We start from the raw sequence: 13,073 nt of genomic DNA, 5'->3' as shown, positions 1-13,073 counted from the left end.
CGTTATCCTCTCATTGCTTCAAATTCTTTCCACGCAAACGATTCACAAAAGCCGTTTCCTGCTTTTGTTTTAATTCGCAGCAGGATGAAGTATTCATATACATCAACAACTTCGCTTTTTTTGATTTTCTTTCTTTTTCTGCGCTCTCCATCCTCTTCACTCACTTCTTCCGTGATAATTTTCACTTTGTCCCCAACTTTGACATTATGCTCTTTTTCAAGTCTCTTTCTTGTTTCAGCGTTTCGCTCTGCCATTCTTGTTCCCCAGAGCACTTCGGTGCTCTGGGATGTAATATCTTTATAACTCACTTTCATTTACCTCTGCCCAATCAATTCTTTGCCCACAATTCGGGCAATAATCATATTCATCATAATCAACTTCATATCTGCTTCCGCAACATGGGCAAATCCACTCGTCCCATACCGCCGTTCCGTCTGGAGCATAGCCATCCCCATCAAAGGTTGGCTTTTGGGGAATCTCTTTCTGGCAATATTCTCTTTTATGCTCTTCCCACAAAGATCCTACCGAAGCATCATCAAGACGTTCGATTGCATCTCTCAAACTTTTTCTCATTGATTCCATATAGCTTCGTGAAAATATTGCTATTTTTCTTTCTTCTGATGTTTTCATCATTTCGCCCGTTTCTTCACAAATTTCAGCTTCTTTCTGCATATACAAGTCTTCTAAATCTTTCAAGATATCAATTCCTGATTCCATTTGTACTTCTATTCCATATAATTCATCTAAAATTTCAAATAACTCATTCATTTGTCTCTTCCTCCAATGCTTTTGCCACTTCCGGAATTGTACACAATCCTACGTTACCAACTGCTACATTGCATTTACATGTCTTGCAATCTTTGCCATCCTCACAATCTGTTTCTTCTGCCATCCGTGCACAATCTCTGAAATCTTCCGCCATTCCGGTCGAGTCAAATTCTAATACAACTCCATTTTTCAGTGTTACTCTCAAGATTTCTCTCCTCCATTCTTCTCTTTGACACATTGTACATGCTCTCATCTACTTCAAATCCCACAAATCTGTTTCCATTTTCTGCGAAAGCAATTAAGCTACTTGCGCTTCCAACATGAGTATCTAATATTTTCCATTCAGACGGAATTGCGTATTTCTGCAGTATCCAGCGATATAAATTCACAGGCTTCTGCGTTGGATGTATTCTTTTTTCATTCAGCTTTTTATTTCCTTGCTGAATCCATCCTTCTTCGATGCTCTTTCCCTGAAACATTCCATTCCACATGTATCGAACAAGTCTCACGCTGTCATGAAAACTGCAGTATGCAATCTCGCAATCGGAAAAGCTACTCTTCCCATTACATTTATCCCACACGATGCGCCCTGGTGGAAAATTATATGTAAAATAATTGCATCCCCAAACTATTTGATTTTGCGATACTCTAAATAACTCTTCAAAATATTCCTGCGACGGAACTTCCCAGTTATTCATTTTTTTGTATATTCTTTGCACCCCTATTGGGCTTTTTCTTCTACCATAATAGTTTCTACGCTCGGGTCCAGAAAAATAGGGTGGGTCTACTATTGCAAGCTCAAAATACTTATCCGGGAATTCTTTCATACCATCCATACAATTCATGTTGTAATATCCAAACTCTAACATTTGTTTTACTTCTTTCCTAAAAAATCAAATATATTCATCTGCACTGCCTCCATCAACTCTTGCTCTCTCTCAATTTTCGCTGTTTTCAGTAGTATCTTTTCTTTTTTCTCTTTTGTATCCCAGCTTGGGGGATAAATGATATCCCCGCCTGGAACGTACATCCCTTTTTCATCATACTGCACTTTGATATGTGTTAGATAGTGACTCGTCAGGATGAAATCAATATACCTTTTGTTATTTTGTCATCTTAATCCGGTTGCATAGCCAGTACCACGAAGCGGATAACCTCTTTCTTTGAGATAAGTGTCAACCAGCAAGCTGTCGTCTATCTCGACCTCGTGCGGTTGTCGACTTTCCATCGTCACGTAAAATTCAACTGGATGCCATTTATTACCTGTATCAAAGAAATATGTATATTCCATCCCTTCGGTCCATTTGAACCAATCCACTCCGTTAAAAAGAAGCAATCCGCTTCCGTTACACTTGGCATGTTCTCCAAACCTGCATGGAATCGGGATTTTCATTCAGATACCTCTTCTTCCATTTCAATATCAAGTGCAATAAGCTCACTTCCTTTTACAGTAAGTCCTTCTGCAGTAATCTGGAAATCTTCTGTTGTAGAACTAAAAAATGTTTTTAAATCATCTTGAAGTTTTAAAAGTGAATCTACTAACTCTACTGCTTTCTTCTCGCTTATTTCGCTCAAATTCATATTTTTCTTAATTACGCACCCATTTTTAAAATAAAATGTAAGTATAATTTTTCCTTTATTCATTACCTCACCCCTGTCTGCTCATCAATAACTTTCTTTCCAAATCAGAGACATCATAATCCCTGTTCGGAAAATTACTGAATTTTGTTTTCTTAGTTCTTCCTGCTGCTGCATCCTCTTCGCACCATTTAGCAACAGTTGCCATTGTTGTGCCACTGTATTTTTTAGCTCTTGTAACCCTTTCGTCAACAAATGACTTCCCATATTTTTGGCAAAGACATTCATAGTCTGTTTGTGGAGGGGGTGGGGGCAATTCGGTGTTCTCTTCTACTCTCCCTCTTATCTCCTTCTTATCTTCTTCTCCCTCTTCTTCTAGGGAGCGACTTTTTGCGCCGTCCGTCGACGTGTCGGGCGACTGTCGGGCGACAACATCGTCGGATTTCTGTGCAAGTGCCTTTTGCTCCGCTCGTTTCCTGCGTTTATTTTCCCTGTCACGCTCCTTTTTTCTTTCATAAGCATCAAGACTCTGATGTTTTCCCCAATTCGGAATCGTTATCACTCCATCGACAATTTCAATCATGCCAAATTGCTCAAATGTCTTAAGTGCCAACTGTACAGTCGTTTTCGGTCGTCTGAAAATGGTTGCCAGCATTTCGTCTGTATAAGCTATCTTGTCGTTCAGGGTAAACACCCCACTATTATTAGTCTTTCCAGCCATACAGAGCAGTTTAAACCAGATTACGATAATAGCATCATGTTCAGGCATACTCTCGATTAACAAAATTTTTTCATCATCGAAAATATCCGTCACGATTTTTATCCATTTTACTTCTGCCATTTTCCCCTCCTTAGAACGGAAGTTCTCCGTCGTCTGGATAGTTCATAAATCCATCATCATCCACATGTCTCTGTTCCGGAGCAGAATGAGTCCCCGCTCCTGTTGCCTTGCTCTCACAGAAATAATGTTCTTCCACAACCACATCGGTCGTATACACTTTTGCTCCATCACGGTTTGTATAGCTTCCAGTCTGGATTCTTCCGCAGATACAGATTTTCGTTCCTTTTTCCAGCCATTTCTCTGCAAAATCTGCCTGCTTTCCAAATGCCACGCATCTAACAAAATCAGCAGATGAATCGCCCTCTTTCTTAAAACGTCTGTCAACGGCAAGAGTATATCTTGCAATTGCTGTTGAATTTTCGCCAGGAGTGTATCTAACCTCTGGTGCTGCTGTTAATCTTCCCATCAATGTTACTTTATTCATTCTTTACCTCCTGTTCTTTTCACTTAGAAGTTGCAAGCAACTCCATTAGCATGTAGTAATCATCAAAACAAATATCCTCTATCTTCTGTGCAGTAGAACCTTTTTTTGCTAAATATTTCAAGACATCTTGCTCGCTTCTATTAGCGTATTTCAATGCAACACGAATTTTTTCCACTTCTTTTTCAGTCAAAAATTCTTCCTCTGAATCTTTCATTTCTCCCTCTGTTGGGATACAAAACAGCTGAAAGCAAGCATACTTAAATGCAGTTGAAAAGGCTTTACTTAGTGACTTATCGCCATTATCCACACCTTCTCCGGCAATAGATACCACAATTTCAGAACCGTCTTCTGCTGACACAAAATGATAATCCATAGTTATGATTGATCTCTTCATAACTAAACTTCCAGATGCCTCTACTGTCGAATCTATATTTCTAAGCTTTGGCAAACAAAAAACCTTGAATTTAATCATTAAAGGCTGTAACGCATTAAAAACATCGTCAATACCTCGATATGTATACGAAAACTTATTTCCTTTCGCTGTTCGTTTTTTTTCAATTGCCCCGATATTTTCCATAATTGAGACAATCGCTCCATAAATCTTTTCCATTTTTTACTTTTCACCCTTATCTGATTCTCAAAGACTCCGTCTGTTTTGTTTCTGCAATCCCTACAAACTTATTCGGATTTGCTTTGACATCTGCAAGCAGTCGAGTTCTATCTAACTTCGGATCCTGCGAAATCAAATACTCAGCAGGAATTTTCGACTCATCAATAATATTCAATGACTGTGGATTTTTCTGAATTGAATATGAACGAAAATCTGTTTTCAACTTTCTTACATCCATCATTTTCATTGCGTTTTCGAGGTTATTTTTTAAGTGATTGGTACGATTCTTAAGCACCTTTTTCATGTGTGTCAAACGCTCAATTTCCTTATCAATTTTCTCAATATCACCGCTCAAATTAGTGATAATCATTGCATAACTGTCTGCTTTTACTTCCAGTTCTCCCTGAATAGATGCCAGTGTATCTGCAAATACAGTTGCATCCACGTCGGTATCTTCTGCCATCTGACAAAGTGTCAGGTATTCCCCTGTGATTTCGTAAAGTTTTAACATTTTGTATCCTCCTTTTTGGTGATTAAAATTGTTCTTTCTAATGCCGCCTGCTCTCTCGCCTGCTCTTTTCTATGTCCGGCAGAAGCTGCGCTTACAGAGCATCCGGCACCGACTTTCATTTCAAGTAAGTATTCATCCATCATGTTTTCTTTCCTCCTAAATCAACATCTTGCTTCTTTCCTCTTCCGGAACGTTCAACGTATCCAAAATTGTCCACAGTTCGCTAAGTGTGCATGTTTCCGGTTCATTCAGACGTTTTAAGAATGTGTGATACTTCATACCTGCATTTTTCGCCAGGTCTTTTTTATAGCTTCCGTTTGCACAGATTGCACCACCTAAGCACCGTCTTACCTGAGCGGCACGTTGTTGCTCTTTACTTAAATATGTAACTGGCATCCTCTCAACCTTCTTTCCATTTCTCTTCAAACAGCTCTACAACTTTATCTACTGTCAACGGTTCTCTCGTTTCTACACCAAGCACTGCACTAAGTACGTCCAGTGCTATTTTCTCCTCTCCGCACTCTCTTGAATTGTCTAACAAACTGTTTAAGACTCTGACTTTCTCCGAATCTCTAATTAATTCTTCAAGTGCAGCAAACTCAATTTCTACCTTGCTCATGATGCCTTATCCTTTTCGATTTTAAATTTTGCCCAGTTCTCAATAAACTTCTCTGCCTGCTTCTTTGCTTTATTTTTCTTTCTTACCTGCAATAAACCAGCAAGGAAGAAAATTACTGCCGGTCCTGCAATCCAAGCCACAGCAAATACCATTGCCTGTGCGTCCTTGCACTCGATGACATTACGCAACCAGCCGCCGAAGCAGATGCCTGTCCAAAGTCCCAGACCTACTTCTAAAATATCTCTTTTTTTCTTATTACTCATTTTTTTCATTGCATTTCTCCCTTATGCCTGTTAAGATATAAGTGATTTATTTAGGCTTGTGTCCCACAGGAAACCCCTATTTCCTACGGGACCTTTTTCTTTGCCTAAGCAAATCGTAACTGTGAGTTACATTCTTTGATTGCAATTTGAGTATTGGTACACGGTTGCCAATGCTGTACATACTCAATCGCATCATCAAAGCGTTTCTTTGGCACGTTGTTTCTTGAATTTACATGGAAGTATCTCTGTATATCTCTATTACACTCCGAAAATACTTTCTTACTGATTTCTCTATACGCTTCACTGCCTTTTCCACCAAGTGCGCCAACTACAATATAGTTTACCGTTTCTTTAAGTGCCTGCTGTTGAGCGTAATCAATCGTCATGCTTTGCTCAAGTTCAGCAATTCGTTCTTCATGGTTATCAATCATTCCAAGCTGGATACGCATCATTTCAACTTGGCTCATCGGTTTTTGATAAGAACCTGTTTTTCTAATTACTGGAAGCACTTCACTGGTTACCCAATGTTTAAAATCTTTAGCCGTCTCCAATCGGCTGCTAAATACTAATGCATACAATCCAGATTCATTGATTATTGTCATTTTCTGGTATCCGCCAAGGGTGTAGATAGTATCTACTCCCTTATCTTCCTCAAAAACATGTGTCAAAATCGCATCTCTGGAATTTTTAAATCCAAGTGCCTCTGCTACATCTTTCCCTACAAACCACACTTCTCCATTAATATTGATTGTTCTCATCTGTCCAAACTTTTCACTGTTAAAAATCTTTAAATCGCTCAACCTTATCACTCCATTTTTTTAATTTTTTTCAGAAGTCGTTCAACATCCCATTTCAGTCCTCTTAAAAATTTAATATTCTCGACCACATTTGGATACTCCAGTTCGCCTTTCGAATCTTTTCTTAGAGCTAACTGTTCCCAGAAATATAATTGCTTTTTATAATGTTCTTCTGCCCTAATTAAATGTGTTTTAATGTCAGCCAACTCATATTTAGTCAGTGCGACTCTTCGCTCTTTAAATGGTTCTAATGTCATATTTCTAATAATTTGAATACCATATTCGTTGGCACATGTATGTTCAATTCTGCATCCTCTATATTTCTCCCAGTCAGTGCAAAAGAAAGCAACATCTGCTGTAGCAAGTAATTCAAGTGACTTTGCAAGATGCCAAAGTGGCTTAGCATCGTGAGGTGCTTTCTGAAAAAAAGAATCAATAACTTCTACCTCCTCATTCAGCATTTCTTTTGCTACTTTTACCGCCTTTTCTCTTTCGGCAAGAATTTCCTCATCTGTTTTGTCTCGCATCGGTTGCGAAATAAATAATTTTTTCATCCTTGTTACTCCTCCTATCTGTTCTTTTTTATTTAAAAGGGGCATCCTTTTTTAGTTTTTGGTCTCGAAGCATCTTATTAACTAATAATGCAATTGCTGTATATGCGTAAATTTCGGAACAAATTCTGCCAGGAAAACTCATGATAAACTCATTATCTTGATACACAGCGCAATGATGTTTACGTACCTCAATTCTTATATTCTCTACAAAGATAACATTTGCATCGGCATTAAATTTGACATCAGCTCCTACAAGAGTTTTATCCAATATTGTAAAAAGTTCACTTGCAAATACCTCTCTTTTTACTTTCCATCCTCGTTCATCATTTTTGTGCTCTGTTGTTTCAAAATGCACTTCACAATCCGCATATCCATCTTTAATGTTTTTTACTGTCAAAACTATTTTTAACTCGTTGTTGATGAAATCTGACAGAGCATTGTAAGTTTTATCTTTTTTCTGGTCCTGCACAGCCTCGTTCTCCTCGTTCTCTTTTATCCATTTTCATTACTTCAATTCTTTGACATTTAAGAGAAGTCTTTCAGCGTCCTGCTCTGTTCCTCTTAAAAACTTAACGTTTTTAATTGCAACCGGATACTTCGAATTTCCTTCAAAATCTTTTTGTTTTGATAATTCTTCCCAAACCCCAATAATTTTTTTGAAATACTCTTTCGTAAACATCAAATAAATTTCGATACTGCTCCACTCTTTTTTTGCGAGTGCGATGCTTCGAGTCCCGTTATCTTTTGCACTTTCAATGTCAAGAACACCAAAAGCATCTTCCTTTGAAGAATTCAGTTGCTCATACACTGCTAACACAATAGCTGTGCAAATAGAAGCCTCATTATGATAAAGCCCATAGTTAAAGGCTTCCATCATTTCACCATTTTTATATACTCCGCAGTAATCCTCGTCATCCACACTAACCGCTACATTTTTTACACAAATAGCTTTGATAACTCCTCCGCTGGATGTCTTATAATTCACATCACATTTAATATCAAAAGGAACATTATCCGCTAATGCCACAAATAACTTTTTTTCAAACTTAATAGGATTTACTTTCATTTTCTCTCATTCTCCTTTCGGGTGTTGTAAAGTTTCATGGTTTAGTTTTTACTTTATGTGAATTTAATTCACTATTTAAGTTAAAAAAATTTTGTCTCTTTCCCCTTTCGATAAATTAAGGGTCTTAGAAAGTGCTACAATTTCAGATGCTCTAAAATCGCCTTCTTTCATTCTGTTGTACAAAGTTTCTCTCAAAATGCCTGATTTAGTAGCAATCGCTGAAACTGTCATACCTGATTCAGTCATTTTATTTCTCAACAAATCTACATTTGCCATTCTTTTTTCACCTCCCATCTGTGAACTAAATTCACTATATCACTTATGTGAATTTCTGTCAACATCTTTTTATATTTTTGTTGAATTATTTTACACAACATGTTATTATAGTGTTAAGAAAAATTAACAACGCAGAAAGGAGCTTTCAATTATGCTTGACCTGTATAAGAACATAAAGGCAAGACGCTTGGAATTAAAAATGTCTCAAGATTCCCTAGCCGAACTGACTGGATATAAAGATAGGTCATCTATCGCAAAAATAGAAAAAGGTGAAGTTGATTTAGCTGAATCTAAAATAAGAGAATTCGCTAAAGCATTAAAAGTTTCTCCACAAGAACTAATGGGTTGGGAAGAAAGAACTGAGTCTTCCACTACCGCAGCACACAAAGATGGAGAAAATTTTACTCCTGAGGAGCTAAATAAGATAGAGGAATATAAAAAACTACTTGTCGCAGCACGCCCAAAGGAGTGAGGCTTCTTGACTTACGAAGAATTAAAAACAAAACATAAAGACTTGAATATTGTTGAAATGGATTTGTCAGAAGTAAAAGGGTTAAAAGGACTTTACTTTGATGGAAATATTGCACTTGAAAGAAAAATGTCACAAACAGAAAAATCCTGCGTCCTCGCAGAAGAACTCGGACACTACTACACAACTTCCGGAAACATCTTAGACCAGACAGACGTATCGAACAGGAAACAAGAATACCGTGCACGGCTCTATGGATTCAATCTCAAAATTGGACTCATGGGACTTATCAGAGCATTTGAGCATGGCTGCCGGTCCGCATCAGACATAGCGGAATATCTGGATGTGACGGAAGAATATTTGAAAGAAGCAGTTGACTGCTACCGGAGCAAGTACGGTGTGTATACGACTGTGGATAATTATGTGGTATATTTCACTCCTACTCTGGGAGTGTTGAAGATAGATTGAGTTGAAAGGAGGAAAAGACGTATTCGTAAAAGATTCTTTTACAAATACATATACAAATGATGATTTATTATTTTCAATAAACTATTCATAGAAAGGATTTTATTCATTATGGGCAGAATTTTATCTCAAAGTGAATTAACAATTCATAAAAAACAGGCTCTTGCTAGACTTGACTCATATTTAGACTCATTAATTAATGACCCAAATCACAAAAATCAATCTAAATCTGATAAGTTAAGTTACTGGCTCGAAGATTGGACTACCTATCTTGAATTTGAACCCAAATTTATACCTTCCAAATTACGAAGATATAAACGTGGCGAAATTATTAAAGCTCATTTAGGCTACAATGTTGGAAGTGAAGAAGGTGGACTTCATTATTGCGTAGTACTTGATAAAAACAATCCTATTTCTTCTCCTGTAATAACGGTGCTTCCTCTTACTTCGGTTAAATCTACTACTAATATCAAAAATCTTAAAGATGGAAAAGTTTATCTTGGAAATGAACTATTTACTAGTTTAAGTTCAAAAATTTCTACTACCCGAAAAAAAATAGATATACGTATAACTGATTTATCTTCACGAATTGATAATGTCAGTCCAGATGATATTACCGAACTTATATCTATCAAAAAAGAACTAAATGTCGCAAATAAAGAGAAAAAATTACTTTTTCGAATGATGAATGAAGTAGCCAAAATGCGTTCTGGAAGCATTGCTTTAACAAACCAGATTACTACTATCAGTAAAATTCGTATATACGACCCTAAAACTAATTTTGATATTCTAAGCAATGTAAAATTATCTAATGATAAACTTGATTTATTAGACCGTGAAATCATTAAAAATTTTACTGGAATAAAATAAATATAAATATGTATATTTTTCTTGACAATTTCATATAATGAGGTTATACTAGTTTAGTAAAAAAACATAGCCGTTGACCGGCAGTATAGAAGACAAAGCACTCAGACAACTGACGTGCAGTATTAAAGACCTCGCAGTAATGCGGGGTCTTTTACGTTATACGAAAGTTTTTTAATTTATCCTTAAAGGGGCTATAGGGCATTTATTCAGTTCTAAGTTATTATGCAGAGACCTCGTATTGATACAGGGTCTTTTTGCTTAATAAATAAATCATACAAAAGATAAAATAAGGGAATTGATCTACATTATAAAAAACAAGTAAAGGAGAATTGCCAATGAAAAGAAAAATTGTAACAATGCTTCTACTGGCTACATTATCAGTCAGTGTCGTAGGATGCGGAACCAGTTCCTCTTCCGGAAGCACAAAAGAAAACACTAAAACTTCCCAAAGTGAAGAAAAAGAGGAAGAGGCAAAAGAACCAACTGACCTAACCGGTGTGTGGGCATCTGAAAATAAAGATGGTTCTTATCAAGAAGCAACAATAACTGATGATTCTATCGAAATTAACTGGATTTCCGATGATGGGGCAACAAAATCCGTTTATTGGTCTGGAACGTATACTGCACCAACTGAATTTGTTGAAGAATATTCATGGACTTCTGATAGGAATAAAGAAAAAACAGATTCCGCATTGCTTGCATCGACTGATGATACCAAAGAATTTACATACAAAAATGGGAAAATTAGTTATGAAGTTTCAGCAATGGGTACAACTTCTACTGTTGAATTGACTCAAACTTCTAAAGATGCTTCAGAAACAGCAACTGAATCAGAAACCGGAACAAGTGATACAACTACTTCTGATTCTTCATCCTCTGACACTGCAAATAATACTTCCAAAGAACAAGCTTCTTTTGAAGTTACTTATAAGAATGTTTCATTTTACCGGGATAGCATCTCTGATTTAATTGGACAGTCTATTGTTGAAATTGAAAATACCGGAAGTAGTAATTTGTATTTAGATTTCAGTTCCTATGAATTAACTGCAGAAGATGGAACAATCATTCATACAACCAGTGGAAGTTTTACACCTGCTCCTCAAGTAATTGAACCGGGTGAAAAAGGTTATTATTACGAAGAACAACTTATGGATGACCAAACTCCAACCGAAGGAATTACAATCACGCCTCACATTAATGCTTCCACTGCGAAAGTAGACAATGTTCGCTTAGAAGTAAGTAATACAGAGGTTTACGATAAGGATATGGGTAGTGTTGACTTACACGGAAAAGTAAAAAACACAACCGGAGCAGCTCAGACAGATATTTGTGTAACTGCGGTCTTATTCAATGAAAATGCTGAACCGATTGGTCAGCTTTCGACTGTTCTTGCAAACACTTTACAGCCTGATGAAGAAATTGGATTTGAATTAGAACCGGTATTCCTTCCGGAAGATATCACAAGCGCATCCATTGCAGATTATAAAGTATTTGCTTATACAAATCAGTATCAATACTAATTTTATTAACAAAAGAAAAACCGGTTCCTGCTCCAACAGAAACCGGCAAATACAAGTAAATATCCGGAGACGCATATAATCTCCTAACCTAACAAAATTATTGTATCATCTCCGGAGCAGTCACGCAAGCAGAACATCTGTTCCAAGCTGGCTGTTATTTTTATACCCAAAAAGGAGTGATAACATGGCAACAGCACGAAAACTTGCATCCGGCTCTTGGCGATGCCAGATCTATAGTCATACTGAGGAAATTATTCAGCCAGACGGCTCTGTTAAACAGAAACGATTTTACAAATCATTTACCTGTGACGTACCTGGTCCAAAAGGCAAGCGAATGGCAGAGCGGATGGCTGCCGAATGGGCTTCTGAAAAGGAACATAAGAAAAATATCTTAAACTGCACGATTGGTGAAGCGATTGAGATGTATATTAATTCAAAAGATGGTATCTTAAGCCCCTCTACAATAGCCGGATACAAAAGGATGCAAAAAAATGGATTTAAACATATCATGAATACTTATCTTACAAGTGTTGATAAGGAATACCTGCAAGAGGCAGTAAACCGTGAAGCCAAGCGAAAGAGCCTCAAAAGACCAACAGAAACTATTTCACCAAAGACCGTAAAAAATGAATATGGCTTAATCAGTGCAGCTTTAAATGCTTTCTGCCAAGGAATTGATACCAATGTAAAACTTCCTACTGTTCCGGTATTAATTAAAGATTTACAGACTCCTGATGCAATCTTTGCTGTATTCGAGGGCACAGACATCGAACTGCCAGTGTTACTTGCTATGTGGCTTAGTTTCTCGATGTCAGAAATTCGTGGTCTTACAAAATCAAAATCTATCTCTAAGGACGGAAATTATATATCAGTCACGGAAACAGTTGTAAAAGTGGATAATGACGATATCAGAAAGAAAGAAGCAAAAAATAATACCAGAATCCGCAGACACAGGATTCCGGAATATATAAAAAGCTTAATTGAAAAAGTACCTGGCGATGTGCTTGTACCATATTCCTATAACACCCTCTATAAGCGTTTCCAGTACTTATTAGAAGAGTCCGATATGCCACACATGACATTTCACGACCTCAGACACATAAATGCCTCTGTCATGGCACAGCTTCGTGTACCGGATAAATATGCCCAGGAACGTGGTGGTTGGAAAACAGACCAGATAATGAAAAAAGTATACACTCATACCTTTTCAGATGAACGAATTGCAGTGGATAATGTTATGGATAATTTCTTTGAAAACATTGTTCAGAATCTTTCGAATTGTATGAATTGTTTAGACAAGCCCTCTCATGAATAAATCTCTTCATGAGAGGAAAAACACCCATTTTTAGCTATTTTAAAAACTATGCAACACGAAATGCAACACGAAATAAAAAAAGTACTGTAAATACAGTACTTTTAAAGCAGGGGATGAGGGATTCGAA

The 13,073-nt window shown here is 37.0% G+C and carries 25 protein-coding genes; 5 read left to right on the top strand and 20 right to left on the bottom strand.

Annotated elements, in window-relative coordinates; translation table 11 throughout:
• Positions 1-2: 2 nt before the first annotated feature.
• The 20 genes from ACYQ2D_RS17430 to ACYQ2D_RS17335 form a co-directional block, all read right to left on the bottom strand.
• Positions 3-308: a hypothetical protein gene (locus tag ACYQ2D_RS17430; RefSeq protein WP_459786352.1), complete on the bottom strand. Its 306-nt coding sequence runs from the start codon at positions 306-308 to the stop codon at positions 3-5.
• On the bottom strand, positions 298-768 hold the full coding sequence (locus tag ACYQ2D_RS17425) for a hypothetical protein (protein ID WP_459786351.1): 471 nt from the start codon (positions 766-768) through the stop codon (positions 298-300). The genes ACYQ2D_RS17430 and ACYQ2D_RS17425 overlap by 11 nt, the downstream gene beginning before the upstream one ends.
• Positions 761-973, bottom strand: a complete 213-nt coding sequence (locus tag ACYQ2D_RS17420; RefSeq protein ID WP_459786350.1) for a hypothetical protein — start codon at positions 971-973, stop codon at positions 761-763. The genes ACYQ2D_RS17425 and ACYQ2D_RS17420 overlap by 8 nt, the downstream gene beginning before the upstream one ends.
• Positions 933-1,637, bottom strand: a complete 705-nt coding sequence (locus ACYQ2D_RS17415) for a DNA methyltransferase (RefSeq protein ID WP_459786349.1) — start codon at positions 1,635-1,637, stop codon at positions 933-935. Before ACYQ2D_RS17415 ends, ACYQ2D_RS17420 begins: the two co-directional genes overlap by 41 nt.
• A gap of 5 nt (positions 1,638-1,642) precedes the next feature.
• Positions 1,643-1,819 carry a hypothetical protein gene (locus ACYQ2D_RS17410; protein ID WP_459786348.1) on the bottom strand — a complete coding sequence of 59 codons (177 nt, stop codon included), beginning with the start codon at positions 1,817-1,819 and terminating at the stop codon, positions 1,643-1,645.
• 60 nt (positions 1,820-1,879) lie between these two features.
• Positions 1,880-2,161: a hypothetical protein gene (locus ACYQ2D_RS17405; RefSeq protein WP_459786347.1), complete on the bottom strand. Its 282-nt coding sequence runs from the start codon at positions 2,159-2,161 to the stop codon at positions 1,880-1,882.
• Positions 2,158-2,412, bottom strand: a complete 255-nt coding sequence (locus ACYQ2D_RS17400; protein ID WP_459786346.1) for a hypothetical protein — start codon at positions 2,410-2,412, stop codon at positions 2,158-2,160. The genes ACYQ2D_RS17405 and ACYQ2D_RS17400 overlap by 4 nt, the downstream gene beginning before the upstream one ends.
• 4 nt (positions 2,413-2,416) lie before the next feature.
• Positions 2,417-3,187, bottom strand: a complete 771-nt coding sequence (locus ACYQ2D_RS17395) for a phage replisome organizer N-terminal domain-containing protein (protein WP_459786345.1) — start codon at positions 3,185-3,187, stop codon at positions 2,417-2,419.
• Positions 3,188-3,197: 10 nt separating this feature from the next.
• Positions 3,198-3,611 carry a single-stranded DNA-binding protein gene (locus tag ACYQ2D_RS17390; protein ID WP_459786344.1) on the bottom strand — a complete coding sequence of 138 codons (414 nt, stop codon included), beginning with the start codon at positions 3,609-3,611 and terminating at the stop codon, positions 3,198-3,200.
• 19 nt (positions 3,612-3,630) lie between these two features.
• Entirely contained in the window at positions 3,631-4,221 is a 591-nt protein-coding gene (locus tag ACYQ2D_RS17385) for an ERF family protein (protein ID WP_459786342.1), read from the bottom strand.
• Positions 4,222-4,237: 16 nt separating this feature from the next.
• Positions 4,238-4,732, bottom strand: coding sequence for a siphovirus Gp157 family protein (locus ACYQ2D_RS17380; RefSeq protein WP_459786161.1), 495 nt, complete (start codon positions 4,730-4,732; stop codon positions 4,238-4,240).
• On the bottom strand, positions 4,726-4,875 hold the full coding sequence (locus ACYQ2D_RS17375; RefSeq protein ID WP_459786159.1) for a hypothetical protein: 150 nt from the start codon (positions 4,873-4,875) through the stop codon (positions 4,726-4,728). Before ACYQ2D_RS17375 ends, ACYQ2D_RS17380 begins: the two co-directional genes overlap by 7 nt.
• A gap of 13 nt (positions 4,876-4,888) precedes the next feature.
• The gene (locus ACYQ2D_RS17370; protein WP_117457985.1) at positions 4,889-5,128 is read right to left on the bottom strand and encodes a hypothetical protein; all 240 of its coding nucleotides are present in this window, start codon (positions 5,126-5,128) and stop codon (positions 4,889-4,891) included.
• 4 nt (positions 5,129-5,132) lie between these two features.
• Positions 5,133-5,351: a hypothetical protein gene (locus ACYQ2D_RS17365; protein WP_117457986.1), complete on the bottom strand. Its 219-nt coding sequence runs from the start codon at positions 5,349-5,351 to the stop codon at positions 5,133-5,135.
• Positions 5,348-5,623 carry a hypothetical protein gene (locus tag ACYQ2D_RS17360; protein WP_117457987.1) on the bottom strand — a complete coding sequence of 92 codons (276 nt, stop codon included), beginning with the start codon at positions 5,621-5,623 and terminating at the stop codon, positions 5,348-5,350. The genes ACYQ2D_RS17365 and ACYQ2D_RS17360 overlap by 4 nt, the downstream gene beginning before the upstream one ends.
• 95 nt (positions 5,624-5,718) lie before the next feature.
• On the bottom strand, positions 5,719-6,423 hold the full coding sequence (locus tag ACYQ2D_RS17355) for a BRO family protein (RefSeq protein ID WP_459786157.1): 705 nt from the start codon (positions 6,421-6,423) through the stop codon (positions 5,719-5,721).
• The gene (locus tag ACYQ2D_RS17350; protein WP_459786156.1) at positions 6,420-6,965 is read right to left on the bottom strand and encodes a hypothetical protein; all 546 of its coding nucleotides are present in this window, start codon (positions 6,963-6,965) and stop codon (positions 6,420-6,422) included. The genes ACYQ2D_RS17355 and ACYQ2D_RS17350 overlap by 4 nt, the downstream gene beginning before the upstream one ends.
• 28 nt (positions 6,966-6,993) lie before the next feature.
• On the bottom strand, positions 6,994-7,434 hold the full coding sequence (locus tag ACYQ2D_RS17345; RefSeq protein WP_459786155.1) for a hypothetical protein: 441 nt from the start codon (positions 7,432-7,434) through the stop codon (positions 6,994-6,996).
• A 36-nt stretch (positions 7,435-7,470) separates the two neighbouring features.
• Positions 7,471-8,031 carry a hypothetical protein gene (locus tag ACYQ2D_RS17340; RefSeq protein WP_459786154.1) on the bottom strand — a complete coding sequence of 187 codons (561 nt, stop codon included), beginning with the start codon at positions 8,029-8,031 and terminating at the stop codon, positions 7,471-7,473.
• A 75-nt stretch (positions 8,032-8,106) separates the two neighbouring features.
• Positions 8,107-8,307, bottom strand: a complete 201-nt coding sequence (locus ACYQ2D_RS17335; protein ID WP_459786152.1) for a toxin-antitoxin system, antitoxin component, Xre family protein — start codon at positions 8,305-8,307, stop codon at positions 8,107-8,109.
• 151 nt (positions 8,308-8,458) lie between these two features.
• Here ACYQ2D_RS17335 and ACYQ2D_RS17330 point away from each other — a divergent pair, with 151 nt between their 5' ends.
• The 5 genes from ACYQ2D_RS17330 (at position 8,459) to ACYQ2D_RS17310 (ending at position 12,946) form a co-directional block, all read left to right on the top strand.
• A complete protein-coding gene (locus tag ACYQ2D_RS17330) occupies positions 8,459-8,779 on the top strand; it encodes a helix-turn-helix domain-containing protein (protein ID WP_459786151.1) in 321 nt (106 codons plus the stop codon).
• Between the two features lie 6 nt (positions 8,780-8,785).
• Positions 8,786-9,244 carry an ImmA/IrrE family metallo-endopeptidase gene (locus tag ACYQ2D_RS17325; RefSeq protein WP_459786149.1) on the top strand — a complete coding sequence of 153 codons (459 nt, stop codon included), beginning with the start codon at positions 8,786-8,788 and terminating at the stop codon, positions 9,242-9,244.
• A 108-nt stretch (positions 9,245-9,352) separates the two neighbouring features.
• Positions 9,353-10,111, top strand: a complete 759-nt coding sequence (locus tag ACYQ2D_RS17320; protein WP_459786147.1) for a type II toxin-antitoxin system PemK/MazF family toxin — start codon at positions 9,353-9,355, stop codon at positions 10,109-10,111.
• Positions 10,112-10,446: 335 nt separating this feature from the next.
• Positions 10,447-11,631: an FxLYD domain-containing protein gene (locus ACYQ2D_RS17315; protein WP_459786146.1), complete on the top strand. Its 1,185-nt coding sequence runs from the start codon at positions 10,447-10,449 to the stop codon at positions 11,629-11,631.
• 184 nt (positions 11,632-11,815) lie between these two features.
• Positions 11,816-12,946: a site-specific integrase gene (locus ACYQ2D_RS17310; protein WP_459786144.1), complete on the top strand. Its 1,131-nt coding sequence runs from the start codon at positions 11,816-11,818 to the stop codon at positions 12,944-12,946.
• The last annotated feature ends 127 nt before the right edge of the window (positions 12,947-13,073 follow it).

It is taken from the genome of Blautia stercoris (assembly GCF_054657695.1).
This window is presented reverse-complemented; position numbering and strand designations above follow the sequence as displayed.

What these genes read in the sequence shown, in the direction of transcription:
- ACYQ2D_RS17360 (WP_117457987.1), bottom strand. Translation starts at nt 5,623, where the DNA reads ATGAAAAAAATGAGTAATAAGAAAAAAAGAGATATTTTAGAAGTAGGT.
- ACYQ2D_RS17405 (WP_459786347.1), bottom strand. Translation starts at nt 2,161, where the DNA reads ATGAAAATCCCGATTCCATGCAGGTTTGGAGAACATGCCAAGTGTAAC.
- ACYQ2D_RS17395 (WP_459786345.1), bottom strand. Translation starts at nt 3,187, where the DNA reads ATGGCAGAAGTAAAATGGATAAAAATCGTGACGGATATTTTCGATGAT.
- ACYQ2D_RS17340 (WP_459786154.1), bottom strand. Translation starts at nt 8,031, where the DNA reads ATGAAAGTAAATCCTATTAAGTTTGAAAAAAAGTTATTTGTGGCATTA.
- ACYQ2D_RS17415 (WP_459786349.1), bottom strand. Translation starts at nt 1,637, where the DNA reads ATGTTAGAGTTTGGATATTACAACATGAATTGTATGGATGGTATGAAA.
- ACYQ2D_RS17350 (WP_459786156.1), bottom strand. Translation starts at nt 6,965, where the DNA reads ATGAAAAAATTATTTATTTCGCAACCGATGCGAGACAAAACAGATGAG.
- ACYQ2D_RS17365 (WP_117457986.1), bottom strand. Translation starts at nt 5,351, where the DNA reads ATGAGCAAGGTAGAAATTGAGTTTGCTGCACTTGAAGAATTAATTAGA.
- ACYQ2D_RS17315 (WP_459786146.1), top strand. Translation starts at nt 10,447, where the DNA reads ATGAAAAGAAAAATTGTAACAATGCTTCTACTGGCTACATTATCAGTC.
- ACYQ2D_RS17320 (WP_459786147.1), top strand. Translation starts at nt 9,353, where the DNA reads ATGGGCAGAATTTTATCTCAAAGTGAATTAACAATTCATAAAAAACAG.
- ACYQ2D_RS17335 (WP_459786152.1), bottom strand. Translation starts at nt 8,307, where the DNA reads ATGGCAAATGTAGATTTGTTGAGAAATAAAATGACTGAATCAGGTATG.
- ACYQ2D_RS17380 (WP_459786161.1), bottom strand. Translation starts at nt 4,732, where the DNA reads ATGTTAAAACTTTACGAAATCACAGGGGAATACCTGACACTTTGTCAG.
- ACYQ2D_RS17385 (WP_459786342.1), bottom strand. Translation starts at nt 4,221, where the DNA reads ATGGAAAAGATTTATGGAGCGATTGTCTCAATTATGGAAAATATCGGG.
- ACYQ2D_RS17370 (WP_117457985.1), bottom strand. Translation starts at nt 5,128, where the DNA reads ATGCCAGTTACATATTTAAGTAAAGAGCAACAACGTGCCGCTCAGGTA.
- ACYQ2D_RS17375 (WP_459786159.1), bottom strand. Translation starts at nt 4,875, where the DNA reads ATGATGGATGAATACTTACTTGAAATGAAAGTCGGTGCCGGATGCTCT.
- ACYQ2D_RS17400 (WP_459786346.1), bottom strand. Translation starts at nt 2,412, where the DNA reads ATGAATAAAGGAAAAATTATACTTACATTTTATTTTAAAAATGGGTGC.
- ACYQ2D_RS17425 (WP_459786351.1), bottom strand. Translation starts at nt 768, where the DNA reads ATGAATGAGTTATTTGAAATTTTAGATGAATTATATGGAATAGAAGTA.
- ACYQ2D_RS17310 (WP_459786144.1), top strand. Translation starts at nt 11,816, where the DNA reads ATGGCAACAGCACGAAAACTTGCATCCGGCTCTTGGCGATGCCAGATC.
- ACYQ2D_RS17330 (WP_459786151.1), top strand. Translation starts at nt 8,459, where the DNA reads ATGCTTGACCTGTATAAGAACATAAAGGCAAGACGCTTGGAATTAAAA.
- ACYQ2D_RS17390 (WP_459786344.1), bottom strand. Translation starts at nt 3,611, where the DNA reads ATGAATAAAGTAACATTGATGGGAAGATTAACAGCAGCACCAGAGGTT.